Annotated in this window: 22 protein-coding genes and 1 riboswitch; of the genes, 8 read left to right on the top strand and 14 right to left on the bottom strand. The window is 68.5% G+C overall.

Features of this window, described 5'->3' with window-relative positions; genetic code table 11:
• Nucleotides 1-20: 20 nt before the first annotated feature.
• From AC1DGC_RS12270 to AC1DGC_RS12260, 3 genes are read right to left on the bottom strand one after another with little or no spacing between them, the layout of a single operon-like run.
• Complete coding sequence (locus AC1DGC_RS12270; protein ID WP_394163877.1) at nucleotides 21-461, bottom strand: hypothetical protein; 441 nt, start codon at nucleotides 459-461, stop codon at nucleotides 21-23.
• Complete coding sequence (locus AC1DGC_RS12265; RefSeq protein ID WP_478047959.1) at nucleotides 458-1,534, bottom strand: metal-dependent hydrolase; 1,077 nt, start codon at nucleotides 1,532-1,534, stop codon at nucleotides 458-460. Before AC1DGC_RS12265 ends, AC1DGC_RS12270 begins: the two co-directional genes overlap by 4 nt.
• A gap of 40 nt (nucleotides 1,535-1,574) precedes the next feature.
• On the bottom strand, nucleotides 1,575-2,381 hold the full coding sequence (locus AC1DGC_RS12260) for a UDP-2,3-diacylglucosamine diphosphatase (protein ID WP_478047958.1): 807 nt from the start codon (nucleotides 2,379-2,381) through the stop codon (nucleotides 1,575-1,577).
• Between the two features lie 337 nt (nucleotides 2,382-2,718).
• Here AC1DGC_RS12260 and metK point away from each other — a divergent pair, with 337 nt between their 5' ends.
• Nucleotides 2,719-3,930, top strand: coding sequence for a methionine adenosyltransferase (gene metK, locus AC1DGC_RS12255; protein WP_259209175.1), 1,212 nt, complete (start codon nucleotides 2,719-2,721; stop codon nucleotides 3,928-3,930).
• Nucleotides 3,931-3,961: 31 nt separating this feature from the next.
• Here metK and AC1DGC_RS12250 read toward each other — a convergent pair whose 3' ends face one another.
• Nucleotides 3,962-4,228: a hypothetical protein gene (locus tag AC1DGC_RS12250; RefSeq protein ID WP_478047957.1), complete on the bottom strand. Its 267-nt coding sequence runs from the start codon at nucleotides 4,226-4,228 to the stop codon at nucleotides 3,962-3,964.
• A gap of 255 nt (nucleotides 4,229-4,483) precedes the next feature.
• Between AC1DGC_RS12250 and AC1DGC_RS12245 the strand changes: the two genes are divergently transcribed.
• A complete protein-coding gene (locus tag AC1DGC_RS12245) occupies nucleotides 4,484-4,984 on the top strand; it encodes an acyl-CoA thioesterase (RefSeq protein ID WP_256774928.1) in 501 nt (166 codons plus the stop codon).
• A 167-nt stretch (nucleotides 4,985-5,151) separates the two neighbouring features.
• On the opposite strand, the gene ppc is transcribed toward AC1DGC_RS12245, so the two are convergent.
• Together ppc and AC1DGC_RS12235 are read right to left on the bottom strand one after the other, a co-directional pair.
• Nucleotides 5,152-7,863: a phosphoenolpyruvate carboxylase gene (gene ppc / locus AC1DGC_RS12240; RefSeq protein WP_478048004.1), complete on the bottom strand. Its 2,712-nt coding sequence runs from the start codon at nucleotides 7,861-7,863 to the stop codon at nucleotides 5,152-5,154.
• A gap of 163 nt (nucleotides 7,864-8,026) precedes the next feature.
• Nucleotides 8,027-10,552 (bottom strand): S9 family peptidase, encoded by a 2,526-nt coding sequence (locus tag AC1DGC_RS12235; protein ID WP_478047956.1) that lies wholly within the window; start codon nucleotides 10,550-10,552, stop codon nucleotides 8,027-8,029.
• Nucleotides 10,553-10,677: 125 nt separating this feature from the next.
• A riboswitch (S-adenosyl-L-homocysteine riboswitch) is annotated at nucleotides 10,678-10,764 on the top strand.
• Between the two features lie 80 nt (nucleotides 10,765-10,844).
• On the opposite strand from AC1DGC_RS12235, the gene ahcY reads away from it, so the two are divergent.
• On the top strand, nucleotides 10,845-12,290 hold the full coding sequence (gene ahcY, locus AC1DGC_RS12230) for an adenosylhomocysteinase (RefSeq protein ID WP_259209192.1): 1,446 nt from the start codon (nucleotides 10,845-10,847) through the stop codon (nucleotides 12,288-12,290).
• Nucleotides 12,291-12,365: 75 nt separating this feature from the next.
• Here ahcY and AC1DGC_RS12225 read toward each other — a convergent pair whose 3' ends face one another.
• Nucleotides 12,366-13,283: a tetratricopeptide repeat protein gene (locus AC1DGC_RS12225; RefSeq protein WP_478047955.1), complete on the bottom strand. Its 918-nt coding sequence runs from the start codon at nucleotides 13,281-13,283 to the stop codon at nucleotides 12,366-12,368.
• Nucleotides 13,284-13,285: 2 nt separating this feature from the next.
• Here AC1DGC_RS12225 and ybaK point away from each other — a divergent pair, with 2 nt between their 5' ends.
• Genes ybaK through AC1DGC_RS12210 form a run of 3 tightly spaced genes read left to right on the top strand, consistent with a single transcriptional unit; the run spans nucleotide 13,286 to nucleotide 14,644 of the window.
• Entirely contained in the window at nucleotides 13,286-13,759 is a 474-nt protein-coding gene (ybaK, locus tag AC1DGC_RS12220) for a Cys-tRNA(Pro) deacylase (protein WP_259209196.1), read from the top strand.
• A complete protein-coding gene (locus tag AC1DGC_RS12215) occupies nucleotides 13,759-14,274 on the top strand; it encodes a hypothetical protein (protein ID WP_394163871.1) in 516 nt (171 codons plus the stop codon). Before ybaK ends, AC1DGC_RS12215 begins: the two co-directional genes overlap by 1 nt.
• Entirely contained in the window at nucleotides 14,267-14,644 is a 378-nt protein-coding gene (locus tag AC1DGC_RS12210) for an Imm10 family immunity protein (protein ID WP_394163870.1), read from the top strand. The genes AC1DGC_RS12215 and AC1DGC_RS12210 overlap by 8 nt, the downstream gene beginning before the upstream one ends.
• A 98-nt stretch (nucleotides 14,645-14,742) precedes the next feature.
• On the opposite strand, the gene AC1DGC_RS12205 is transcribed toward AC1DGC_RS12210, so the two are convergent.
• The 4 genes from AC1DGC_RS12205 to AC1DGC_RS12190 are packed head-to-tail and all read right to left on the bottom strand — an operon-like array spanning nucleotide 14,743 to nucleotide 18,101.
• A complete protein-coding gene (locus AC1DGC_RS12205) occupies nucleotides 14,743-15,300 on the bottom strand; it encodes a DUF3228 family protein (protein WP_259209204.1) in 558 nt (185 codons plus the stop codon).
• Between the two features lie 52 nt (nucleotides 15,301-15,352).
• The gene (locus AC1DGC_RS12200; RefSeq protein ID WP_478047954.1) at nucleotides 15,353-16,093 is read right to left on the bottom strand and encodes a LytR/AlgR family response regulator transcription factor; all 741 of its coding nucleotides are present in this window, start codon (nucleotides 16,091-16,093) and stop codon (nucleotides 15,353-15,355) included.
• Entirely contained in the window at nucleotides 16,090-17,160 is a 1,071-nt protein-coding gene (locus AC1DGC_RS12195) for a sensor histidine kinase (protein ID WP_478047953.1), read from the bottom strand. The genes AC1DGC_RS12200 and AC1DGC_RS12195 overlap by 4 nt, the downstream gene beginning before the upstream one ends.
• A 20-nt stretch (nucleotides 17,161-17,180) precedes the next feature.
• On the bottom strand, nucleotides 17,181-18,101 hold the full coding sequence (locus AC1DGC_RS12190) for an alpha/beta fold hydrolase (RefSeq protein WP_478047952.1): 921 nt from the start codon (nucleotides 18,099-18,101) through the stop codon (nucleotides 17,181-17,183).
• A gap of 310 nt (nucleotides 18,102-18,411) precedes the next feature.
• On the opposite strand from AC1DGC_RS12190, the gene metF reads away from it, so the two are divergent.
• Both metF and AC1DGC_RS12180 read left to right on the top strand, forming a co-directional pair.
• Complete coding sequence (gene metF / locus AC1DGC_RS12185) at nucleotides 18,412-19,239, top strand: methylenetetrahydrofolate reductase [NAD(P)H] (protein WP_478047951.1); 828 nt, start codon at nucleotides 18,412-18,414, stop codon at nucleotides 19,237-19,239.
• Between the two features lie 49 nt (nucleotides 19,240-19,288).
• On the top strand, nucleotides 19,289-19,873 hold the full coding sequence (locus AC1DGC_RS12180) for a DUF4124 domain-containing protein (protein WP_478047950.1): 585 nt from the start codon (nucleotides 19,289-19,291) through the stop codon (nucleotides 19,871-19,873).
• A gap of 48 nt (nucleotides 19,874-19,921) precedes the next feature.
• Here AC1DGC_RS12180 and AC1DGC_RS12175 read toward each other — a convergent pair whose 3' ends face one another.
• The 3 genes from AC1DGC_RS12175 to AC1DGC_RS12165 form a co-directional block, all read right to left on the bottom strand.
• Nucleotides 19,922-20,875 (bottom strand): Nudix family hydrolase, encoded by a 954-nt coding sequence (locus tag AC1DGC_RS12175; protein ID WP_259209217.1) that lies wholly within the window; start codon nucleotides 20,873-20,875, stop codon nucleotides 19,922-19,924.
• A 169-nt stretch (nucleotides 20,876-21,044) separates the two neighbouring features.
• A complete protein-coding gene (gene secA / locus AC1DGC_RS12170; protein WP_478047949.1) occupies nucleotides 21,045-23,777 on the bottom strand; it encodes a preprotein translocase subunit SecA in 2,733 nt (910 codons plus the stop codon).
• A 167-nt stretch (nucleotides 23,778-23,944) separates the two neighbouring features.
• Complete coding sequence (locus AC1DGC_RS12165) at nucleotides 23,945-24,895, bottom strand: M23 family metallopeptidase (protein ID WP_038690496.1); 951 nt, start codon at nucleotides 24,893-24,895, stop codon at nucleotides 23,945-23,947.
• Between the last annotated feature and the right edge of the window lie 9 nt (nucleotides 24,896-24,904).

Here is a 24,904-nt window from a genome sequence, read left to right as displayed (position 1 = left end):
GCGGGCGCGAGGTTGCGCCGCTAGCGCATGATCCAGGCGACGACGGTGGCGACCACCACGCCCGCCAGCACCACCCAGAGCCCCAGCCCGCCGCGATCCCCCGGCGCCACGGTCATGCCGGCGGCGCTGTTGCGGGCAGCATCGCGAGGGCGGGCGCTCGGCGGTGTGCCCACTTCCAGCGTGCCGGTCGCCGGCCGCTGGCTGCGCTCGGTGAGCGTGTTCTGCAGGCGCCGCGCCCGCGCAGGATCGACCTTGGCCAGCGCCTCCAGCGCCACCTGCTGCCGGCGCGCCCGATCAGGCTGCGCCTTGGCCTTGTCCAGGATCTCGCGCAGCGGAACCGCCGGCTGCTCGGCCGACCGCGCCGGGCCCAGGTGCACCAGCAACGCGCGGTACTCCGGCGGCACATCGGCCAGCCGCGTATAGCGCGTGCCATTGATCTCCATCTCGAACCGTTCGGTCACGGTGCCTCCGTCAGCCCTGCCTTCGGTGCGATCACCCCGGTGGCGGTCGGGGCGTGCCAGATGCGCTGCCACAGTCCCGCGAACCGGCGCTTCAGCGTCGCCCTGCCCTGCGCGCCTTCATACGCTGGGCGCAGCTGAAGCGGCGTGATCGCCACCCAGCCCTCGCCCTCGGCCCGGGCCACCGCGAAGGTGAAGGTGTAGTCCGGTTCCAGGCCCATGCGCAGGTCGCTGAGCTGCAACTGGCCCTGCACGACCTGCGCGCGCATGAAGCCGCGGTTGAACCACGCCAGCCGCTGCACCGCCGGCAACGCGGCCGCCTGGCGCAGGGCCTGCACATTGGACGGATGCCCCTCGAAGGTCATCGGGCCGTCATCGGCGATCAGCGAGCGCTCGCCGATCACATAGCCACTGGGGGTCATCGCCACCACCTGCCACAGCAGCGTGTTGAACGGGGTGGCCACCGAAAACCGCGGCGCATCGCCCAGGCCCATCGCCGCCAGCGCGCGGTCGGCGTCGCGCTCGACCGTGCGCTTGGCCAGCAGCGACCAGCCCAGGTAGCCGCAGCTGAGCACCAGCCCGGCCACCAGCGCCTTCTGCGCCAGCGGGCGCGCGCGGGCGACCCAGGCCACCACGCAGGCCAGCAGCAGCCACACGGTGTACAGCGGATCGATGATGAAGACACTGGACCACATGGTCGGCGGGGGCGTGAACGGCCACCACAACTGGGTGCCGTACACGGTGAAGGCATCCAGCAGCGGGTGGGTAACCAGGGCCAGCAGGATCGCCCAGAACCAGCGCGCCGGCGCCTGCGCTACCCGGCCATGGCCGAACCGCTTGAACAGCCACCAGATCAGTGCAGCGACCCAGGGCAGCACCAGCAGGGAGTGGCTATAGCTGCGGTGCTCGGTCATCAGGGCCACCGGATCGGTGGTGGTGAAGCCGAGCAGCAGGGCGTCCAGGTCCGGCAGGGTGCCAAGTGCGGCACCGGCCAGCAGGGCGGCGCGGCGGTGGCCGGCCGGGGCGATGGCGGCGGCGACAGCGCCGCCCAGTACGATCTGGGTAAAGGAGTCCATCGGCCGATGCTAGCAGCCGCGCAGGCGCGATGCGGCGCGCTCAGGCCGCGCGCGGCACGCGGGCGACCGCGGGCGGAAGCTCCACCCGCGTGCGACCGCTGTGGTCGAGCAGCCGCAGGCGGCCATCGGGATCTTCGACCAGCGCGGTGAGGCTCTCCACCCAGTCGCCGTCGTTGGCGTAGACCAGCCCGTCCCGCTCGACCAGCGCGGCACGATGGATGTGCCCGCAGACGATCCCATCCAGGCCGCGCCGGCGGACATCCTCCAGCCCGGCCTGGACGAAGCGCTCGATGTAGCGCTCGGCGGCACTGCTGCGCTTCTTCAGGAACGCCGACAACGACCAGTACCGGCGCCCGAGCCGGCGCCCCACGGCATTGAGCAGGTGGTTGCCGGTGAGGATGCGGTAATACAGCCAGTCGCCGAACCGCTCCTGCAGGCCACCGAAATGGGTGACGCCGTCGTAGTCGTCGCCGTGGGCGACCAGCAGCCGGCGCCCGTCGGCGGTGACGTGGATGGCACGGCGGCGTACCTGCATGGCCGGCAGCACCAGCCCGCATACCTGGCGCAGCGATGCATCGTGGTTGCCGGGGATGTAGATGATCTCGGTGCCGGCGCCGCGCAGCGCGTGCAGGGCCTGGATCACCTCGCTGTGGGCCGGTTGCCAGCTCGCCCGGCGGTGCGCCATCCACCACAGGTCGATGATGTCGCCCACCAGGTACAGGCGTTCGCAGCGCAGGTCGGCCAGGAACCGCGCCAGTTCGGTGGCGTGGCAGTGGCGCGAGCCCAGGTGCACGTCGGACAGGAATACGGCGCGGCGGTACGGCGACAGTCGGGTCACCGCGTGCATTGCACGCGGTCCTGCATTGCGCTGCTCAGGCGGCTGCATGGCGTGCTCCCCCAGGCCGGGCGCCCGGATGCGCCGAAGCCTGCGCGCCTGGCAAGGCAGGGCGATGGCGGTTTGGCGACAGCGCGATGACGCTCGCCGGGCCCGGCTGGCCGGACCAGTGTCACGCTGGTGGAACACTGGGCGGTAACCCTGGGCCCCAATCCCGTCACATCGGGCCCTGCGACGGGCACGCGGGCTTAACCACGGGCAACTCGCGCTGGCGCACAATGCAACGGCGCGGGTTGCCGTGTATCATTCGCGCCCATCTTTCCATCCGAATCAAAGGATATTACGCCTGATGTCCAGCTACCTGTTCACCTCCGAATCGGTCTCCGAAGGCCATCCGGACAAGATTGCCGACCAGATCTCCGATGCGGTGCTGGACGCGATCCTTGCCCAGGACCAGCGCGCCCGCGTTGCCTGCGAGACCATGGTCAAGACCGGCGTGGCGATCGTGGCCGGTGAAATCACCACCAGCGCCTGGATCGACCTGGAGGCCTTGACCCGCAAGGTGATCCTGGACATCGGCTACGACAGCTCCGACGTCGGCTTCGACGGCGCCACCTGCGGCGTGTTGAACCTGATCGGCAAGCAGTCCCCGCACATCGCCCAGGGCGTTGACCGCAAGAAGCCCGAAGAAATGGGCGCTGGCGACCAGGGCCTGATGTTCGGCTACGCCACCAACGAGACCGACAGCTACATGCCGGCCGCGATCCACCTGTCGCACCGCCTGGTCGAGCAGCAGGCCAAGATCCGCAAGAAGAAGAACTCGCCGCTGTCCTGGCTGCGCCCGGATGCCAAGAGCCAGGTCACCCTGCGCTATGAAAACGGCGCGGTCTCGGCCATCGACGCGGTGGTGCTGTCGACCCAGCACGCCCCGGGCGTGAAGCAGAAGGACCTGATCGAGGCCGTCCGCGAAGAGATCATCAAGCCGGTGCTGCCGGCCAAGTGGCTGCACAAGGGCACCAAGTTCCACATCAACCCGACCGGCAAGTTCGAGATCGGCGGCCCGGTGGGCGACTGCGGCCTGACCGGCCGCAAGATCATCGTCGACACCTACGGCGGCTGGGCCCGTCATGGTGGTGGTGCGTTCTCGGGCAAGGATCCGTCCAAGGTCGACCGTTCGGCGGCTTACGCGGCCCGTTACGTCGCCAAGAACGTCGTTGCTGCCGGCCTGGCCGACCGTTGCGAAGTGCAGGTCTCCTACGCCATCGGCGTGGCCGAGCCGACCTCGATCTCGGTCACCACCTTCGGCACCGGCAAGATCAGCGATGACAAGATCGAGAAGCTGATCCGCAAGCATTTCGACCTGCGCCCGTACGGCATCATCAAGATGCTGGACCTGATCCACCCGATGTACCAGCAGACCGCCGCCTACGGTCACTTCGGCCGCAAGCCGAAGGACTTCAGCTACCTCAACGGTTCCGGCGAAACCGTCAACGCGACCGCCTTCTCCTGGGAGAAGACCGATCGCGCCGCCGCCCTGCGTGCGGATGCGAAGCTGAAATAAGACACATGGGCCGCGAAAGCGGCCCATGTTCTTACCGGTTGGCAATGATCGGAAAAGCCGGTGGGCCGCGAAAGCGGCCCATCGTCGTTTGGGCGGCAACACCATGGCGCATGGCGATGCGTTCCCCTGCACGGCGCATCGGCACGATCGCGGCGCGGCCGCGAAAGCGGCCCGTCGTCGTTTGGGCGGCAACACCACGGCGCATGGCGATGCGTTCCCCTGCACGGTGCATCGGCACCATCGCGGCGCGGCCGCGAAGGCGGCCCATCGTCGTTTGGGCGGCAACACCACGGCGCATGGCGATGCGTTCCCCTGCACGGTGCATCGGCACCATCGCGGCGCGGCCGCGAAGGCGGCCCTTCTCTTACCGGTAGAGCCGACCGTTGGTCGGCTTGCCGCGCGCAGCGCGGCAATGATCGAAGAAAACAGGACGGACCGCTTTCGCGGCCCGTCGTCGTTTTGGCATCAGCCCAGGTTGGCGTCGGCCGTCGCGTGCGTCCAGCAAACCAACGGTCGGCGCTCCCTGCAGCCCTACCGGCGCTACACTCCCCCCATGCCCGAATTCAAATCCAACCAGCTGTCCATGACCGTGCTGATGTCGCCGGAGATGGCCAATTTCTCCGGCAAGGTCCACGGCGGGGCGGTGCTGCGCCTGCTCGACCAGGTCGCCTACGCCTGCGCCAGCCGCTATGCCGGCCGCTACGTGGTCACCCTGTCGGTGGACCAGGTGATGTTCCGCCAGCCGATCGCGGTCGGCGAGCTGGTCACCTTCCTGGCCTCGGTCAACTACACCGGCACCTCGTCGATGGAGATCGGGGTCAAGGTGGTGGCCGAGGACATCCTCAAGCGCAGCGTGCGCCACGCCAACAGCTGCTTCTTCACCATGGTCGCGGTGGACGAGGACGGCAAGCCCACCCCGGTACCGCCGCTGCAGCTGGAAACCAGCGACGAACGCCGCCGGCACGCGGCCGCATTGATCCGCCGCCAGCTGCGTGAGGAAATGGAGCAGCGGCACCTGGAGCTGCTGGCGTCCAACCCGCCCTCCCCGGAATAACCCCCGGGAGTGCCGCCCGCTGGCCGGCACGACGCGATGTTGGACGGAGGTGCAGTGGGCAACGCGTCGTCCCGCGCGCAAGGCCACAACGTGCCGCTGCCCGGCGTTGCGGGGCGCCGGCCAACGGCCGGCACTCCCGGTGACGGGCCACAGACCAACGGTGTGGATCACCCGGTGTTCTGTACACCCTGCGAAACACCGTTGACGCACGCCACCAGCGCGCGCAGCACGTCGTCGTCTTCGCCGCCACTGGCCCGCCAGCGCCGCAGCAGGTCCACCTGCAGCACGCTGATCGGATCGATGTAGGGGTTGCGCAGGCGGATCGACAGCGCCAGGCGCTGGTCGTGCTGGAGCAGTTCGTCCTGCCCGGTAAGCGCGAGGATCACCTGGCCGGTCAGCGCCAGCTCGCGCTGGATCTGCGGGAAAAAGGTGGCATGCAGGCCGCCGGACAGCTGCGAGAACTGCTCGGCGATGGTCAGATCGCCCTTGGACAGCACCATCGCGATGTCGTCCAGGAAGGTGCTGAAGAACGGCCAGTCGCGCGCCATTTCCTTCAGGGTGTCCTCGTGGCCGGCCTCGATCGCCGCCTGCAGGCCGCTGCCCACGCCATACCAGCCGGGGATTACCGCGCGGGCCTGGCTCCAGGCGAACACCCACGGGATCGCACGCAGGTTGGACAGCGCGGCATCCTCGCCGAGCCGCCGCGACGGGCGCGAGCCCAGCGTCATCCGCTCGATCACGTCGATCGGCGTGGCCAGCCGGAAGTACTGCATGAAGTCTTTCTGGCCGACGAAGGCGCGGTAGGCATCGGCGCTTCTCTCCGCGATCAGGTCCATCACCGGGCGCCACTGTTCCTCGCGCGGCTCCGGCGCGCGCGGGCGCAGGCTGGAGCGCAGCACCGCACCGGTGGACTGCTCCAGCGAGCGCAGCGCCAGCGCACGGATGCCGTACTTGCGATGGATCACTTCGCCCTGCTCGGTCACGCGCAGGCGGCCGTCGATACTGCCACGCGGCGAGGCATCCACGGCGTGCGTGGTCTTGCCGCCACCGCGGCTGATCGAGCCGCCACGGCCATGGAAGAAGGTCAGGCGGATGTCGTTCTCGGCGGCCACCTCCAGCAGCTCCACTTGGGCACGCTGCAGGCCCCAGCGCGAGGCCGCGATACCGCCATCCTTGCCGCTGTCCGAATAGCCCAGCATCACCATCTGCACATCGCCGCGCGCGGCCAGGTGGGTGCGGTAGACCGGGTCGGCGAGCAGGTCGCGCAGGGTGGCGGTGCCGCGCTTGAGATCGTCCACGGTTTCAAACAACGGCGCGATATCCAGCGGCACCGCGCCAGCCTCGTCCACCAGCCCACCGCGACGTGCGAGCGCCAGCACCGCGAGCACGTCGCTGCGGTCATGCGCCATGGAGATGATGTAGCTGCCCAGTGCATCGGCACCGTGGCGATGGCGCGCGTCGGCCAACGCGGCGAACACCGCATCCAGCCGCTTGCCGCCGTCTTCGGTACTGGCTGGCAGGGCCTGCTCGCCGCTGGCGAACGGTGCCAGCCGTGCCGCCCGGGCCACCGCGTCGGCGGCATCCCACGCGTCCTGCCCATCGAGCACGCTGGCCAGCGCGCGGCCGTGCACGCTGGACTCCTGGCGCACGTCCAGCCGCGCCAGGTGGAAGCCGAAGGTCCGCACCCGCCACAACAGGCGGCGCACCGCGAAGCCGCCGGCATGGTCGCCCTTGTTGGCGTGCAGGCTGTCCAGGATCAGTTCGATGTCCTGCTCGAGTTCGTCCGGCGCGGCATACGCCCCGTCGGCATCGTCGAGGGTGGCTTGCACGCGCGCGCGCATGCGGTCGTTGAGCAGGCGGTACGGCATGTCGGCATGCCGCGGGCGCGATGTCACCTGCGGCAGCAGCTGTTCGTAGTGCGCTACACGTGCCTGCAACGCATCGCTGACTGCGATCCGCTCGGTGGACTGGCTTAGCAGGCTGGCCAGCTGCAGCAGATCCTTCTGGTAGCGGCCAAGCACCGCCTGGCGCTGGGCATCCAGGGTGTTCCGAATGGTGCCGGCATCCACGTTCGGGTTGCCGTCCATGTCCCCGCCCACCCACGTGCCGAAGCGCAGCAGGCGTGGCAGCGGCAGGTCCTGCCCGTAGGTTTCCAGCAGGGCCTGCTGCAGCGATTCGTACAGCACCGGAATCACCCGGTACAGCACCTGCACCAGGTAAAAGCCGACGTGCTCGCGTTCGTCGTCCACGGTGGGCCGCACCGGCGAGGAGTCGGTGGTCTGCCAGGACGCGGTGAGCGCCATGCGGAAGCGCGCGGCATCGGCGGCGGCCTCGCCCGGGGTGCGCTGGCCGTCGAGGTTGTCGACCAGGCTGGCCACCATCAACTGCTCTTTTTCCAGCAGCGCGCGGCGCACGGCTTCGGTCGGATGCGCGGTGAACACCGGCTCGATGTCGATGCGCGGCAGCCATTCGGCCAGCTCGGCCAGGGTCACGCCCTGCGCCTTGAGCTTAAGCAGCGCATCCTGCAACCCGTCCGGCTGCGGCGCGGCGGTGCCGGCACGCTGGTAGTCACGACGGCGGCGGATGCGATGCACGCGCTCGGCGATGTTGACCACCTGGAAGTAGGTGCTGAACGCACGCACCATCGCTTCGGCGCGCTCGGGCGGCAGGCCGGTGAGGGCATCGTTGAGATCGGACAGCGGAGCGTCGCTTTCGCGGCGGGCGATGGCGCGCGTGCGCACCTGTTCCACATCATCGAAGAACTGCGTGGACACCTGCTCGGCGAGCAGGTCGCCGACCAGTGCGCCGAGTCGGCGTACGTCGTCGCGCAGGGGGATATCGGGAGTGGCAAAAACGATGCTGCTTCGGTACTCGTTCATCTGCGACGCACTGGCCTCGGGAACGGAATCCACCCAAGCCTACCCCACAACGAGGTCAATGCTGCGTCGCGCAACTAGTTACATCTGGTAGTGCCGGCCATTGGCCGGCCCCATGCGATGTCGTGCGCCGCGAGGAGCCGGCCAACGGCCGGTACCTGCCGCCTCAGCGCTGCGTCTTGATCGGCTTGCCCGGACCGACCGTCTGTTCCAGCCAGCGCTCGCTTTCGGCCAGCATGGTCATGATCGACTCGCGCGCGCGGTAGGCGTGCGATTCGTTGGGCAGCATCACCAGCCGCGCGGTGCCGCCCAAGCCCTTGACCGCTGCGAACATGCGCTCGCTCTGGATGGGGAAGGTGCCGGAGTTGTTGTCGTCCACGCCGTGGATGAAGAGGATCGGGTCCTTGATCTTGTCGGCGTAGTTGAACGGCGCCATCTTCTGGTACACGTCCTGCGCCTGCCAGTAGTTGCGCTCCTCGGCCTGGAAGCCGAACGGGGTGAGCGTGCGGTTGTAGGCGCCGCTGCGCGCGATGCCGGCCTTGAACAGGCGGGTGTGCGCGAGCAGGTTGGCGGTCATGAACGCGCCGTAGGAATGGCCACCGATCGCGATGTGCCCGCGGTCGGTCACCCCGCGCCGGACCACCTCGTCCACGGCCGCCTCGGCGTTGGCGATCAACTGCGGCAGGTAGGTGTCGTTGGGCTCCTTGTCGCCCTCACCGATGATCGGCATCGACGGGCTCACCAGCACCGCATAGCCCTTGGCCAGGAATGCCTGCGGGCCCCAGTAGCTGATCGCGTTGAAGCGATACGGCGAGTCGGTGACCTGGCTGGCGGCGGCGGCGGTCTTGAACTCCCCCGGATAGGCCCACATCAGCAGCGGCAGCGGGCCGTCCTTCTTCGCGGTGTAGCCCGGCGGCAGCATCAGCGTGGCGGTCAGGTCCACCCCGTCGTTGCGCTTGTAGCGGATCTGCTCCTTGCTCACCCCACGCAGCTGCGGCAGCGGGTGCGCGAAGTGGGTCAGCGCGCGCGGCGCGACGGTGGGGTCGGCCAGCGACTGCACGTACACGTTGGAGGGTTCTTCCGGCGATTCGCGGGTGAGCAGCAGCGAGGTGCCCTCCTGGTCGAGCAGGGCGATCGGCGCCGAGTAGGTCGGTGCCTGCGAGTGGAACAGGCGCGTGGTCTGCTTGCTGGCCAGGTCGAGGCGATCGACGAACGGACGGTCACCTTCCGGCGATGCGCCTTGGCCGTAGAGGAAGATGCTGCGGCCATCGGCGCTGATCTGCAGGCGCGAGCGCCCGTTGACGTCGCGCACCAGCGCCGGCCGGCCCGGATCGTTGTAGCGGTCCTGCGAGGAGCGCGAGGACAGCAGCTCCGGCGCCTGCCCGGGCTGGTCCGGGGCGATGCGCCACTGTTTGACCTCGCGGCTCTTCCACCACGATTCGTTGAGCAGGGCCAGGTCGCCCCGCCCCCACTGGATGCCGGCGTAACGGCTGCCGAGCTGGGCCAGGGTGATCGGCGGGGTCTCGAACGGCGCCGCCTGGGTCAGCACCGCGTCGCGCACCTTGACCTCGCGGTTGGGGTCGCCACCATCCTGGGCTTCGGCCCAGACCAGCGTGGCCGGGGCATCGGCGCGCCAGCTGATGTTGCGCACGCCGGTCGGCACGGCGTCGTTGCCGGTCGGCAGGCCTTCCACCAGCGGCAGGTTGCTCACCGTGTGCACCAGCGAACCGTCGGCGGCGGACAGCACCTCGATGCGCCGTGCGAAGTCATCGACCGGGACCAGGTAGGAGTACGGGCGCAGCACGCGCTCGCTGAGCAGGTAGCGGCCGTCCGGTGAGACGCTCGTGTCCAGGTAGACGCCGCTGCCGGATAGCGGCGTGGTCACGCCATTGAGGGTGATCCGCGCCGGCTGCGCGCTGGCGTAGTAATCGAACTGGCGGGCATCGGCCTCGTTCCTGAGCAGGTCCTGGTAGGTGCGGATCGAGCGCACCCCGGCATCGGCCTCGGTCTGCTGGATCGCCGGGCCGGCGGGAATGCCGCCCGCGGCCGGTGCCGGGCCCTGGCCCTTGAGCTGCTGCATCACCAGCAGGCCGCGGCTGTCGGGCAGCCAGCTGTAGCCGTCGCCGAGCACGGTGTTCAGGTCGGCGAGCAGGCGCCGCGCCGCACCGGCGGCGACATCGACGATCCACAGTTCATTGGCGCCGGTGGCCGCGTGCACCTGGTTGAAGGCCAGGTACTGCTGGTCCGGCGACCAGGCCAGGCTGGCGATCGACAGCGGCTGCGGCAGGCCGGTGATCTGGCGCTCCTTGCCGTCGGCCACGGTGGTCAGCCAGAGCTTGTTGCCAAAGCTGAAACGGCTGGCCGAATGGGTGGCCGGGTTGATGCGCAGGCCGGCCAGTTTCAGTTCCGGCTGCGCGACCTCGGCAATCGACGGCAATGCCGGTGTCTGCAGCAGCGCCGCCACGTCGCGGCGCGGGGACAGGTGCAGGGTGGGCGCGCGCGGCGCGTCGACCACGGCCTGCAGGGCCGCCGACGGCAGCTCATAGCCCTGCGCGCCCCTGGCGGCAGCCACCTGCGGGGCGGCGGTCTTGGCGGCCGGTGCGGCCAGCCCGAGCGGGGCCACGGCCAGCAGTGCCATGCCCACGATCAGGCTCCCCCAGCGCGCCCGGCGCCGACGATCAGTGCGAGTCATCTTCCATCCCATGTTGATGCAAACCTTGGACCTTAACAGCCGCGGCCCGCCCGCCCCCCTGCCGTTGGTTGGGGGCGGTGCCGGATTCATGCCAGTGCAGCGCGCCGGGATATAATGGGCGACCCTCCACCGAGGGGCGCTGCGACCGTTGTGGACCCTGTCCGCGCGGCCAGGCTCGGTGGCCAGGATCGTTCCAACGGCGCCCGGCGATTGCGAGTCTTGCTGTCATGCAGGTGTCCGATGACCGACATCGCGCTTGACGAGCATGGCGCGTCACTACCGGAGCTTTCCAATGAATGCTGTTGCCAAGACCTTCTCCACCGAAGGTGATTACAAGATTGCCGATATCAAACTCGCCGACTGGGGCCGCAAGGAACTGGACATCGCCGAGCACGAAATGCCGGGCCTGATGTCGATCCGCCGCAAGCACGCCGCCACCCTGCCGCTGAAGGGCGTGCGCGTGACCGGCTCGCTGCACATGACCATCCAGACCGCGGTGCTGATCGAGACCCTGAAGGACATCGGCGCCGACGTGCGCTGGGCCTCCTGCAACATCTTCTCCACCCAGGACCATGCCGCCGCCGCGATCGCCGCGTCGGGCACCCCGGTGTTCGCCTGGAAGGGCGAGTCGCTGGAAGAGTACTGGGACTGCACCCTGGACGCGCTCACCTTCACCCTGCCCGACGGCACCCTGACCGGCCCGGAGCTGGTGGTCGATGACGGCGGCGACGTGACCCTGCTGATCCACAAGGGTTACGAGCTGGAAAACGGCAGCAACTGGGTCAACGAAAAGGCCGCCTCGCACGAAGAACAGGTCATCAAGGACCTGCTCAAGCGCGTGGCCAAGGAGCGTCCGGGTTACTGGGCCCGCGTGGTCAAGGACTGGAAGGGCGTCTCCGAAGAGACCACCACCGGCGTGCACCGCCTGTACCAGCTGGCCCAGGCCGGCACCCTGCTGATCCCGGCGATCAACGTCAACGACTCGGTCACCAAGAGCAAGTTCGACAACCTCTATGGCTGCCGCGAGTCGCTGGCCGACGGCCTCAAGCGCGCGATGGACGTGATGCTGGCCGGCAAGGTCGCCGTGGTCTGCGGCTACGGTGACGTGGGCAAGGGCTGCGCCGCCTCGCTGCGTGCCTATGGCGCGCGCGTGGTGGTCACCGAGATCGATCCGATCTGCGCACTGCAGGCGGCGATGGAAGGCTTCGAGGTCAACACCATCGAATCCACCCTGGGCCGTGCCGACCTCTACGTCACCACCACCGGCAACAAGGACATCATCCGCATCGAGCACCTGAGCGCGATGAAGGACCAGGCCATCGTCTGCAACATCGGCCACTTCGACAACGAGATCCAGGTCGATGCGCTGGTCGGCTTCCCGGGCGTGCAGCACATCAACATCAAGCCGCAGGTGGACAAGTACGTGTTCCCGAACGGCAACGCGATCTTCCTGCTGGCCGAAGGCCGCCTGGTCAACCTGGGCTGCGCCACCGGCCACCCGAGCTTCGTGATGTCCAACTCGTTCGCCAACCAGACCCTCGCCCAGATCGACCTGTGGGCGAACAAGGACAGCTACGAGAACAAGGTGTACCTGCTGCCGAAGAAGCTGGACGAGGAAGTGGCGCGCCTGCACCTGGAAAAGATCGGCGTGAAGCTGACCACCCTGAGCCAGGAACAGGCCGACTACATCGGCGTGCCGGTGGACGGTCCGTTCAAGCCGGAGCATTACCGCTACTGATCGGCGTGCCGATGCTGGTGCGTTGAACACAGACGGGCGCCGGAAGGCGCCCGTTTTTTTGTGCCGGAATGCCCTTCAGTCCTGGCCGAAACACCTGCGGTCGTCGCTCAGGACGGCCTGGCACTGCGCGGCGAAGTCCGCTTGCCAGCGCGACAGCGCGAACCCTTCCCGTTCCTGGAACGACACCGTTTCGCCCGCAAGCACGTAGCAGCGGTTCTGCGACAGTCGCAGCGCGGTCAGCGCGTCACCGGCCGCCCAGCAGTCATCGATGCAGGCCTGCATCAGCGCGTAATCCGGATTGGTCTTTGCGCCGCCGAAGGCGAAGCCCATCCGCTGCACCAGGGCGATCACCGGGTCCATGCTGGCCGGGGCAGCGCGCAGGATGCGCAGCACCCCGGGCTCGGGAATGCCAAATGCCCAGTTGGCCAGCACGGCCGACCGTGCCGCATCGATCGCCGCGTCACGCTGCCCCTGCCGCAGGTACTGGCTTGCCAGCAGCGCCCAGCCCGGCTGAAGCTCCGGAAACGCCGTGCATGCTGCGCGCAGCCGTTCAATGGCCTGCTCGACCTGCCCTGCCAGCACGTGCGCACGCGCCTGCTCCAACTGCAGGGTCGGTGAACCGGGATCCTCGACCTCACGCTCGCCATAGTCGCCATCGTTCACGTCCAGCCAGCGCGAAAACACCTGCACCGAAGAATGGCGCAGTTCCATGCGCCCTTCGTCATGGAACATCTCGCACACGAACGGCGCGTCCGCCTCACGCCCCAACGGCCAATACAGCCCGAAACAATCGCCATTGCCGAGCGCGCCTTCCGCGATCGATACGAACCCCTGGGGAGGATACGGTCCGCGCGCCACATCACGGTCGAAGCTGAGCGCGTTGCAGTGACCAGAGAGGTGCATGGGATCGTTCCAGACGGGACTGTCCCCATTATCGCCGCGATCGCAGTCGCCTCGGTCAAGGCGGCCGGTCCGCACCGCGTTACGATGCACCCATGACCCCGGCCATCAACCTGCTCAAGAAGCACGGCATCGTCCACAGCGTGCTGTCCTACCCACACGATCCCGATGCCGACTCCTACGGCGGCGAGGCGGTGCAGCAGCTCGGGCTGGACCCGGCGCAGGTGTTCAAGACCCTGCTGGCCAGCACGGAGAAGCACGAACTGCTGGTGGCGATCGTGCCGGTCAGCGGCACGCTCGACCTGAAGGCGCTGGCCGAGGCGGCCGGCTGCAGGAAGTGCGAGATGGCCCCGCTGGAACAGGCACAGCGCGCCACCGGCTACCTGGTCGGCGGGATCAGCCCGCTGGCACAGAAGAAAAAGCACCGCACGTTCCTCGATGCCAGCGCGCAGGCGCTGGCCACGCTGCATGTCAGCGCCGGCCGGCGCGGGCTGGAGGTGGCGGTGGCACCGGCCGACCTGCTGCGCCTTACCGATGGCCGCTATGCCGCCATCGGCAGGGCCCGCTGATGCGCTGGCCCTTCTCCCGGGAGCCGGCCGCCCCCACCGAAGGACCCGGCGCGCAGCACCTGCAGGCGCTGTTGTCGTCGGACCCCGACCGCATCTACCGCGCGGCCTGCGCCATCGCCCAACTGCGCGATCCGGCCGAGCTGGACGCGCTTGCGCCGTGGGTCGAACGGATCGGGCGCGCCACCGCGCACATCGCGCTGCGCGGCGCCTTGTTCGCCAACGACCATCACCTGCAGTTCGCCTTGCGACGGCTGCGCTTCTGGCGGGATCGGGCCGGCTGCCTGTGCGCCCTGTACCCGCATTACCCGTTCTTCGATCCGCGTCGCGAGGCCGCCCGCGGGCACGTGGTCATCGATGCGGTGGGTGAGGCCGAGGGTGGCTGGGGCGAGGCGCATTCGGTCACCTGCGTGGACTGCGCGGCGCACTGGCTGGCCACCGACCGCGAGTACCACTACCCCTGGTGGGAGTGGGCCCTGACCCTTCCCACCGTTGACGGAACCCCATCGCATGCATGACTTCATCGCTGCCGTCGTCCATGTCGGCGCGGACGACGGCGTGCTGATGGCCGGCCTGGCCGACCACGCACACGACACCCGCCGCTACCTGCTGCTGCAGAAGGCCGAGCATCCCGACGCGCAGGACATCGCCCTGGGCCACGACGGCGTGCATGTCTGCCTGCATGCGCAGGCACGCGCGGCCTACGGCGGCATCCACGCGGCGCAGCTCTCGGCCGACGCCCTGGCGCTGCACCTGGACGCCATCACCACCGACGCGCTGGGCCTGGCGGCGTCGCCGCTGCGCATTGCGCTGGCGGCCCCGCCGGAGGACGTGGCCGCATTCGCCGCGATGCTCCGGCGCATGGGCATCCCGGTGGACGCGTCATAGACCGGTAGCACCGCACCATGCGTGGCTGCGTTCCGCCCCGGTCCGCGGGTAGCCCCATGGGGTGTCGATAGGGGGCCGCGTGCAGCGGGCCGGGGCGCTCAGGGGCGCCAGTTGGCGTTGCTCTCCCAGAACGCCACGGCGCGCTGGTAGGCATCGCGGTCCAGCGGCACCCCGGAACCGCCCTCGTCCACCCCCAGCGCGTTGCGCATCATGGTGATCGGGGCCATCGGCACTTCCTCCGGCTCGGCGGTGTAGATGCAGCCGACGATGCCCCAGTCGGCGTCGATCGGCGAGCCTTCCAGCGCCAGTTGCGCGGCGCTGTACAGGATCACCACCAGGTAGTTGGCGCGCGGCGACTCGACGCCCTCGAACCAGCGCACCAGCACCGGCAGCTCGTTGCGGTTGCGCGCCTCGTAGCCGGTGTGCAACTGGTGGCGGTTGGCGTCGGTGATGGGCACGGTGAGGCAGCGCGTGCTGGTCCAGTTCTCGTAGACGAACAGCTTGCAGAACGGCGCGTAGCCATCGAGCACCTTCAACGGTGCATGCGTATTGAGGTACGCCTGGAACTGCTCGGCGGTGCAGTCCTGGACGGTGTTGCCGCGCGGGGTACGCGGGAACAGGCGGGGACGGGCGAATTCGGTGAGGACGATGGACATGGGCACGGGCAGGCGGCGGAGATCGTGCACAGGGTAACGCGTGCGGCGCGCCCTACAGCGCCAGCCGCTCACGCAGTTCGCGCGCCTGGCGCCGCGAGACCTCGACCTGGCTGCCGTCATCCAGGGTCAGGTCGTAGCCATCACCGAGGGACGGTTCGATCGCACGCACGCGGCGCAGATTGACTAGGGTGTTGCGGTTGGCGCGGAAGAACAGCGCCGGCGACAGCCGGGCCTCCAGCGTGCTGAGGCTGCGCGCCAGCACGGCGTTCTGGTCGCGGAACCACAGCCGTGCGTAGTTGCCGTCGACCACGACCTTGCGGATCTCGCCGAGCGCCACGAACCAGCACCGTTCGCCATCGCGCAGGAACACCTGGTCGTCAGCGCCCAGCGAATCGCGAGCGCTGTTCGTCGCAGGGGAGACGGCCGGTGCCGCGAGGCGCTCCCGGCCACGCTCCAATGCCGCCTGCAGGCGGCCCGCCTCCACCGGCTTGACCAGGTAGTCGAGTGCGTTGGCGTCGAAAGCGCGCACCGCGTACTGGTCGTAGGCGGTGACGAACACCACCATCGGCACCGTCTCCAGGCCGTCGAGCACATCGAAGCCTTCGCCCGAGGGCATCTGCACATCCAGCAGCACCAGATCGGGCCGCTCGCGCAGGATCGCCTCGCGTGCAGCGGGCACATCGTCCGCCTCGCCCACGCATTCCACCCAGGGGATCGCCGCCAGCAGGGTGCGCAGTTCGCGGCGCGCCAGCCGCGCGTCATCCACGATCAGCACGCGCAGTGACGCACTCATTGCTGCACCTCCAACCGGGCCAGCATGCGTTCGCCCTGACGTTCCAGCAGGAACGTGCCCCGGTCGAGGGAGGATGCCGCCGCGTCGATGCCAAGCTGGGCGCGCAGATAGGCCAGGCCGATACCATGGCCTTCGCTGCCTGCCTCGTGCGGGGCGGGATTGTCCACCTCCACCCGCAGCCAGCCACCCTCGCGCCGCACGCGGATCGTCAGCTCGCCACCGCCGGCGTGGACGGCGATGCCGTGCTTGATGGCGTTCTCCACCAGCAGCTGTAACGCCATCGGGGGCAGCCGTGCGCGCAGCGCGTCCGGATCGATATCGGTCCGCACGCGCAGGCGGTCTTCGTAATGGATCGCCTCCACCGCCAGGTAGTCCTGCACCACGCGCCACTCCTCGGCCACGGTGACCCGATCGCCATCGGTATGCACCAGTGCGTGGCGCAGCGTGCTGGACAGATGAGTGACCATCTCGCGTGCACGCGCCGGGTCTTCATTGATCAGCGCGCGCAGGTTGTTGAGCGCGTTGAACACGAAGTGGGGATTGAGCCGCGCACGTAGCGCCTGGTGCTCCAGCGTCGCCCGCTGCGCTTCGGCGCGCAGGTGCGCCATTTCGCTGTTGCGGGCCCGATGCAGCGCGCGGCGGCCGGTCCACAGTGCGCACCACACGCTCAACACGATGGCAGTGCTGAGCCAGTAGTTGAACGTATCGACCGGCCGGTAATAGGCGCGCTGTCCCGGCAGCGCCACCCAGTCCCATGCAAGCGCGGGGAGCAGCACGGCGGCGGTGAGGAGCTGGATGGCGGCCGCGACACCCACCACGGCCAGCGCCATCCGCCACGTCAGCCCCAGCAGATCGCGTTGCAGCCACGCATGGCCAAGCGCCCAGTGGCGTATCAGTGCACTGCCGGCGAACAGGCCAAGCGCGACCATCACATAGATCAGGGTCCCGCCGGACCAAGGGCCACGGTAGGCGATGCCCATGCCGATGCTCACGCCCAGGTAGCCAGCCCACAGGCCCGCGTTCGCCCACCAGAAACCCGAATTGCGTGCTGCCTGCCTCGTGTTCATCGTCTCCACGCCGCTGTCGATCAGTGCGCCACGGGCAGGTCGAGAAAGTCCCGGATCTGCGCCTGCAGCCAGCGCGGATCATCCCACATCAGGAAGTGGTAGCCAGCGCGGCTCATCTCGATCCGTACGTCGGGCAACGCGGCGTACTGGGCCTCGAAGACCTGGCGCGTGCTGGCTTCGGTCGCACCGAACGGCTGGTAGGCCGCCCACGCGCCCAGCACCAGCACCGGCACCCTGATGCCGGCGATCGGCTGGCGCAGGTCGGTCATCGTCATCGAATACACCGCGCTGGCGGTGGCGCCGCGATCGCTGTCGCGCCCCCACTGCTTCAAGGTCGCCACATGCGCGGGGGCATGCGCCATGTTGGCGACCGCGGCATCGGTCTGCGCCGCGTATCGGGTGGCGTCCACGGCAAGCATGCCGGCCCGCACCTGCTCGGCCATCGGTTCGAGCGTGGCCGGCGTCGCCGCCGGATTCTGCGCGGCTCCCAGGTACGGCAAGGCATCGACGATCACCAGGGGGCCGATGTGCCGGGGTGCCGCGATCGCCATCTGCAGCGCCAGCACGCCGCCGAGGCTGTGGCCGATCACGGCCGGATGATCGAGCCTGCGGTCCGCGCTGTAGGCCAGCAGGCGGTCACGCATGGCGCCCAGGAAATCATCGCTGGCCGTGGCAGGCGCGCCGGCGAAGCCCGGCAGCTGGATCAGATGGCATTGCACCTGCGGCTGCAGCGCGGCGCAGGTCTCACGCCACACCTCGGCACCGCTGTTGAGGCCGGGGATCATCAGCACCGGCCGGCCGCTGCCGATGACCTCGACCTGCAGGTCCTGGAACGGCTCGATGGCCGCATGGGCGGGGCTGGCCAAGGTGGCCCATGCGGTCAGCGCAAGCGCAGCAAACGGGGCGATGGCGTAGATGCGGCGGGGACGGGCGGTCGACATGGCAGGCTCCTGCTGGATGAGCGTGGAGCGTGACGCGCGCCGAGGCGGTGCGGGCAATTAGATGAGCAGCGGACGCAGAAGGCGGTGAGCGGTCGCGGGAGGCGGACGAGCCTTGCGGTCTCGGCGAGCCGGCGCCCCTGCAATCGCCTGCCCTGCGTGGGGCGGCGGCTACGGGAACGCGACGCCGTCGGCCAGCGCATTTATCGGCGGCAGGTTCTGTCCGGTCAGCCGCAGCCGGCCTCACGCACTTCACATTCATCGCGATGAAAAGATATGATTGATCCACACCCGCCGACGTTTCCCGCCGCCCATGACCGCCATCAGCTTCGAGTTCTACCCGCCCAAGACCGACGAGCAGCGCGCGCAGCTTGATCGTACCGCGAGCAAGCTCAAGGCCTTTGCGCCGGAGTATGTCTCCTGTACGTTCGGGGCCGGTGGCTCGACCCTGAGCTACACCTCCGAGACCGTGCGCCACCTCAAGCAGCACCATGGCTTCGACGCCGCCCCGCACCTGTCCTGCGTGGGCGGCAGCCGCGAGGAGATCCGCGAGCTGCTCAAGCTGTACCGCGCCATCGGCTGCCGCCGGATCGTCGCGTTGCGCGGCGACCTGCCCTCGGGCATGGGCCACCCCGGCGACCTGCGCTATGCCTCGGACCTGATCAGCTTCATCCGCGCCGAACACGGCGACGCGTTCCGCATCGAAGTGGGCGCCTACCCCGAGACCCATCCGCAGGCCGACGATGCCCTGCTGGACCTGAAGCACTTCAAGACCAAGATCGATGCCGGTGCCGATGCGGCGATCACCCAGTATTTCTTCAATGCCGATGCGTACTTCCACTTCGTCGATGCGGTGCGCAAGCTGGGGGTGGGCGTGCCGATCGTGCCGGGGATCATGCCGATCTCCAACTTCAGCCAGCTGCGCCGCTTCTCCGAGCAGTGCGGGGCGGAGATCCCGCGCTGGATCGGCCGCAAGATGCAGGCCTACGGCGACGATGCCGAATCGGTGCGTGCGTTCGGGGCGGAGGTGGTGGCCGGGCTGTGCGAACGGCTGGTCGCTGGCGGCGCGCCGGGGCTGCACTTCTACACCCTCAACCTGGCCAAGCCGACCACCCAGGTGCTGAAACTGCTAAGCGGCTGAGCGCGGCCACATCGCTTGCAGATAACGTGCGCATCGTTACTCTGCTGCGATGAAATCGCTCGTCCTGCTCCTGCTGTGCGCGTCGTGCCTGCCCGCTCCGGCATCGGCGCAGGCGCAGCGCGTGAACCGCTGCACCAACGCCCAGGGCCAGACCGTATTCACCGACCGTAGCTGCGACGCACTGGGCGCCACCGCACGCATGCCGGCCCGCACGCCCACCGTGGGCAACACCGGCATCTACCGCGCCGGCTGCGCGCGTCGGCTCAGCGAGTTGACCGGGCAGATCCGCGATGCGGTGAGCCAGCAGGACGTCAACCGGCTGTCCTCCATCTATCTGTGGAACAACGTCTCCAACGCCACCGCCAACCAGATCATCGGCCGGCTGGAAGCGGTGGTGCAGCGGCCACTGGTGGACATCGCGCCGGTGTACCCGCAAAGCGAGGCGGCGCTGACGGACGGGCCTGCCAGTGCACCGCTGCCGGGCGGCGATGCGCAGCCGCTGGCCGATGTCGCGCCGCGCCGGCCACGCCCGGTGGGGCTGCGCCTGGAGCAGACCCTGGGCAACACGGCCACGCCGGCGCGCACGGTGTTCGGGCTGCGTCGCCAGTACGGGTGTTTCTGGATCACCTTGTAGCGGCGATGGGCTGCGGATGCCGGCCAGCGGGCGGCGCTGCGTGGCCGCTCAGGCCGGCCACAGTGCGCGGATCGCGGCGATGCCCTGCGCGCCGTGCTGGCGCGCCTTCCCGATATCGTCCGGATGCAGCCCGCCCAACGCATACAACGGCAGCGAGACCTGCTCGCGCAGCTGCTCGAACGCCTCCCAGCCCAGCGCGGTGGCACCCGGATGGCTGGCGGTGGCCTGGACCGGGCCAAGCACGGCGAAGTCGCAGCCCAGCCGCTGGGCGGCCTGCAGCTGCGCCAGGTCGTGGCAGGAGGCAGCCACCAGCTGCCCGGCCGGCAAGGGCCGTGCGTCCAGTTGCAGCACTTGTTCCGCGCCCAGGTGCACGCCCACGCCGAGCCGGCGGGCCAACGCGATGTCGCGGTTGAGCAGCCACTGCACGGCACCGCGATGGGCGCCGATGGCCTGCTCGGCCAGGGCCACCCGGGCCGGGCTGGCCGGGGTGCGCAACTGGATCCGGTTGACCCCGGCGGCCAACGCCTGCGCCAGGCGCTGGTGCCAGTCGTGGTGGGCCTGGGCGTGGTCGGCCTCGGGTTCGGGGGTGATCAGGTAGCGGTCGGGCTGGCGCAACGCCGCCACCACCGGCACATCGGCCGGCGGCATCGAATAGCGGGAGAGCTTGTCCGGGGTGACCCAGGTGATGGCCTGTCCTTCACGGCCGCGCGGGCTGCCCTTCCAGCTGCTGATCCGCCGCACTTCAAGGCGCAGGCGCTTGTCCGGGTACATCTGCGGCACGTCCATGATCCACGCGCCGACCTCCGCCTCGATCCCCAACTCCTCGCGCAGCTCGCGTACCAACGCCTGTTCGGAGCTTTCGCCGGGCTCGCGCTTGCCGCCGGGAAACTCCCAGAGGCCGCCCATGTCGCGGTCTTCGGTGCGGCGGTTGAGCAGGATGCGGCCGCGGGCGTCGGTGATGACGCCGGCCACGACGTGGATCGATCGTTTGGGGGAAGGCATGGGGGGAGCATGCCGAAAACCGCCTTGCCGGCGCAATGGGCCGGGCGCCGGCACCCGCGGCGACGCGCACCGGGCCACGCACGGCCGACAACAAAAAACCCCGCACGCGGCGGGGTTTTCTGCGTGCCCCGAGGGGCTCCACGCAGGGCGTGGATCTACGCTGTCCGGGTCAGGTGAGCTGCCCGTGGCAGTGCTTGTACTTCTTGCCGCTGCCGCAGGGGCACGGGTCGTTGCGGCCCACCTTGGGCTCATCCAGGCGCACCTGGGCCACCCCGTTCTGCGCCGAAAGCACGGCCGCCGCCTCTTCGTCGGCGCTGTAGCCGCCGGCGTCCTGGTGCTGGAACTGCGACTGCAGCAGGCGCGCTTCGACCTGCTGGCGCTCGGCTGCTTCCAGTGCCGCCACTTCCTCTTCGCTGCGGATGCGCACGCGCGCCAGCAGGGTGACCACTTCGCGCTTCACGTTCTCCAGCATTTCCGAGAACAGCTCGAACGCTTCCTTCTTGTATTCCTGCTTCGGCTGCTTCTGCGCGTAACCGCGCAGGTAGATGCCCTGGCGCAGGTAGTCCATGCGTGCCAGGTGCTCTTTCCAGCTCTGGTCCAGCACGGTCAGCATGACGTGCTTCTCCAGCGCGCGCATGGTCTCCTCGCCCACGCCGTTTTCCTTCTCGGCGAAGTGCTCGTCGATGCGCGCCTGGACCTTGGCGGCAATCGCCTCAGCGTCCAGTTCCTCGTGCAGCTTGACCAGGCCGGTGAGGTCCATCTGCACGCCGAAGTCGGCGGCCAGGGTGGCTTCCAGGCCCTCCAGGTCCCACTGTTCGTCGATCGAGTTCGGCGGCACGAAACGCGCCACGATGTCGAAGATCACATCGCCGCGGATGCCGTCCACGTTGTCCTTGACCGACTCGGCGTCCAGCAGCTCATCGCGCTGGGCGTAGATCACCTTGCGCTGGTCGTTGTTGACGTCGTCGAAGTCGAGCAGGTTCTTGCGGATGTCGAAGTTGTGCGCTTCCACCTTGCGCTGCGCCTTCTCGATCTGGCGGCTGACCAGGCGGTCCTCGATGACGTCGTCTTCCTTCATGCCCATCATGCGCATCGCCTTCTGGACCCAGTCCGAGGCGAAGATGCGCATCAGGTTGTCTTCCAGCGACAGGTAGAAGCGGGACGAACCCGGATCGCCCTGGCGGCCGGAACGGCCACGCAGCTGGTTGTCGATGCGGCGCGACTCGTGGCGCTCGGTGCCCACGATGTGCAGGCCGCCGGCGGCCTTGACCGCGTCATGGCGCTTCTGCCACTCGGCCTTGGCCTGCGCGCGCTGCTCGTCAGTGGCGCCTTCGCCCAGTTCGTGCAGCTGCGCTTCCAGCGAACCGCCCAGCACGATGTCGGTACCGCGACCGGCCATGTTGGTGGCGATGGTCACCGCGCCGGGCATGCCGGCGTTGGCGATGATGGTCGCTTCGCGGTCGTGCTGCTTGGCGTTGAGCACCTCGTGGCGCACGCCGGACTTGTTCAGGTGCTCGGACAGCATCTCCGAGGTTTCGATCGAGGTGGTACCCACCAGCACCGGCTGGCCGCGCTCGTTGCAGGCCTGGATGTCGGCCAGCACCGCGTTGAACTTGCCGTTGCGGTTGAGGAACACCTGGTCCGAACCGTCCTTGCGGATGGTCGGGCGGTTGGTCGGGATCACCACCACTTCCAGGTTGTAGATGCTCTGGAATTCGTAAGCTTCGGTATCGGCCGTACCGGTCATGCCGGACAGCTTCTTGTACATGCGGAACAGGTTCTGGAAGGTGATGCTGGCCAGCGTCTGGTTCTCGCGCTGGACCGGCACGCCTTCCTTCGCTTCCACCGCCTGGTGCAGGCCATCGGACCAGCGACGGCCGGCCAGGGTACGCCCGGTGAACTCATCGACGATCACCACTTCGCCATCGCGCACGATGTAATCCACGTCGCGCTGGTAGATGGCATGCGCGCGCAGGGCGGCATTGAGGTGGTGCACCACGGTCAGGTTCTGCGCCGCGTACAGGCCTTCGGTCTCGGCATTGAGGATGCCCGCTTCCACCAGCAGCGCCTCGGCATGCTCCATGCCCGCTTCGGACAGGTGCACCTGCTTGCCCTTCTCGTCCACCCAGAAATCGCCCTCGCCTTCCTCGGCCTCCTGCTTGATCAGGTGCGGGACGACGCGGTTGACGCGGATGTACAGCTCGGGGGAATCATCGGCCGGGCCGGAGATGATCAGCGGGGTACGCGCTTCATCGATCAGGATCGAGTCGACTTCATCGACGATGGCGTAGTGCAGGCCGCGCTGGTAGCGGTCGGCACGCGACAGCGCCATGTTGTCGCGCAGGTAGTCGAAGCCGAATTCGTTGTTGGTGCCGTAGGTGATGTCGCTGGCATAGGCCTCGCGCTTGTCGCCGTGCGGCATGCCCGGGTAGACCACGCCCACGCTCAGGCCCAGCCAGTTGTACAGCTTGCCCATCTGCGCCGAGTCGCGGCGGGCCAGGTAGTCGTTCACGGTGACCACGTGGACGCCCTTGCCTTCCAGCGCGTTCAGGTACACCGGCAGCGTGGCGACCAGGGTCTTGCCTTCACCGGTGCGCATTTCGGCGATCTTGCCCAGGTGCAGGACCATGCCGCCGATCAGCTGGACGTCGTAGTGGCGCATGCCGAGCACGCGGCGGCTGGCCTCGCGGCAGACCGCGAACGCTTCCGGGAGCACCTTGTCCAGGGCTTCACCGTCAGCGATGCGCTGCTTGAACTCCGGGGTCTTGGCCTTGAGCTGCTCGTCGGAGAGCTTTTCGATTTCCGGCTCCAACGCATTGACCTTGGCGACGATGCGGTTGAGCTGGCGCAGCTGTCGTTCATTACGACTGCCGAAGACGCGGGTAAGCAGGCTGTTGATCATTGAAGGAACCGGTTGGAATGAGACGCCCCAACGGCGACGCTCCCCCGGGGGAATCGTCCGCCGCAAACGAAACAGGGCGCACTGCGCCCTGTCTATGGCAACACCCATTGTAGCTTGGGTCGGGGGCCTGGCGTTTCAAGCACCCCCTTCCGAAGCGAAATCCGCGATCAGCCGCGCGAAACGCGCCCGACCGGGGTATTGCCGCCGTCACCGAGGAACTTGCGCGGGTTGACCACCTGGCCCCGCTCCCAGACCTCGAAGTGCACGTGGGCACCGGTGGAACGGCCCGTGGAACCGGCCTTGGCCACTTCCTGACCGGCCCGGACCAGGTCGCCCGGCTTCACCACCAGCCGGGAATTGTGCGCATAGCGGGTCACGTAGCCGTTGCCGTGGTCCACGTCGACCACGTTGCCGTAACCGCCCTTCACGCCGGCGAAGCTGACCACGCCGTCGGCCACCGACATCACCGGGTCACCGACCTTGGCGTGGAAGTCCATGCCCTTGTGGGTGGCCGCACCGCGACCGAACGGATCGCTGCGGGTGCCGAAGTTGGAGGTGATGTAGGTGTTGCGGATCGGCATGCGCCCCGGCACGGCATTCTGCTCGAGCTGGTGGTCGAACATCAGCGATTCCATCACCGACAACTGGCGGCCTGAAGCAGCGAAGCGCTGCTCCAGCACCTGTAAGTCGGCGTTGACCGCGCTGACCGGGATGTCCTGGGTCGGGCCGGGCTCGCCTTCACCCAGGCCGGGGGTCTCGTTGAAGTCGAATTCGCCATCTTCCAGCTTGCCCATCTGGGTCAGCCGTTCGCCGAGGGCGTTGAGACGGGTGGCCTGGGCCTGCAGTTCACCCATCCGCGCTGCCAGCGCGTTGACCTGGGTCTGGGCGTCCTTCTGGGCCTGGGCCAGCTCGCGTTCCTGCTGGGCGACCTTGGCGTGGAGCCGCGAATCATTGAACATGCTGCCACCGATACCGGCACCGAAGCCGATCAGGCAGCCTACCCCCAGCACACTGCCCAGCAGGGCACGGGGTGAATCCTCGAAGTAGAAACGCAAACGCGCCAGGGGCGTCTTGGCCTTTCCTTCACGCGTTTTGATTACGATCTTTTTGAATGCCATCAGTGAGTT

The sequence above is a fragment of the Stenotrophomonas sp. 05N37 genome (assembly GCF_056397365.1).
Note: the sequence above shows the minus strand (reverse complement) of the source record. Positions and strands in the feature narration are given on the sequence as shown.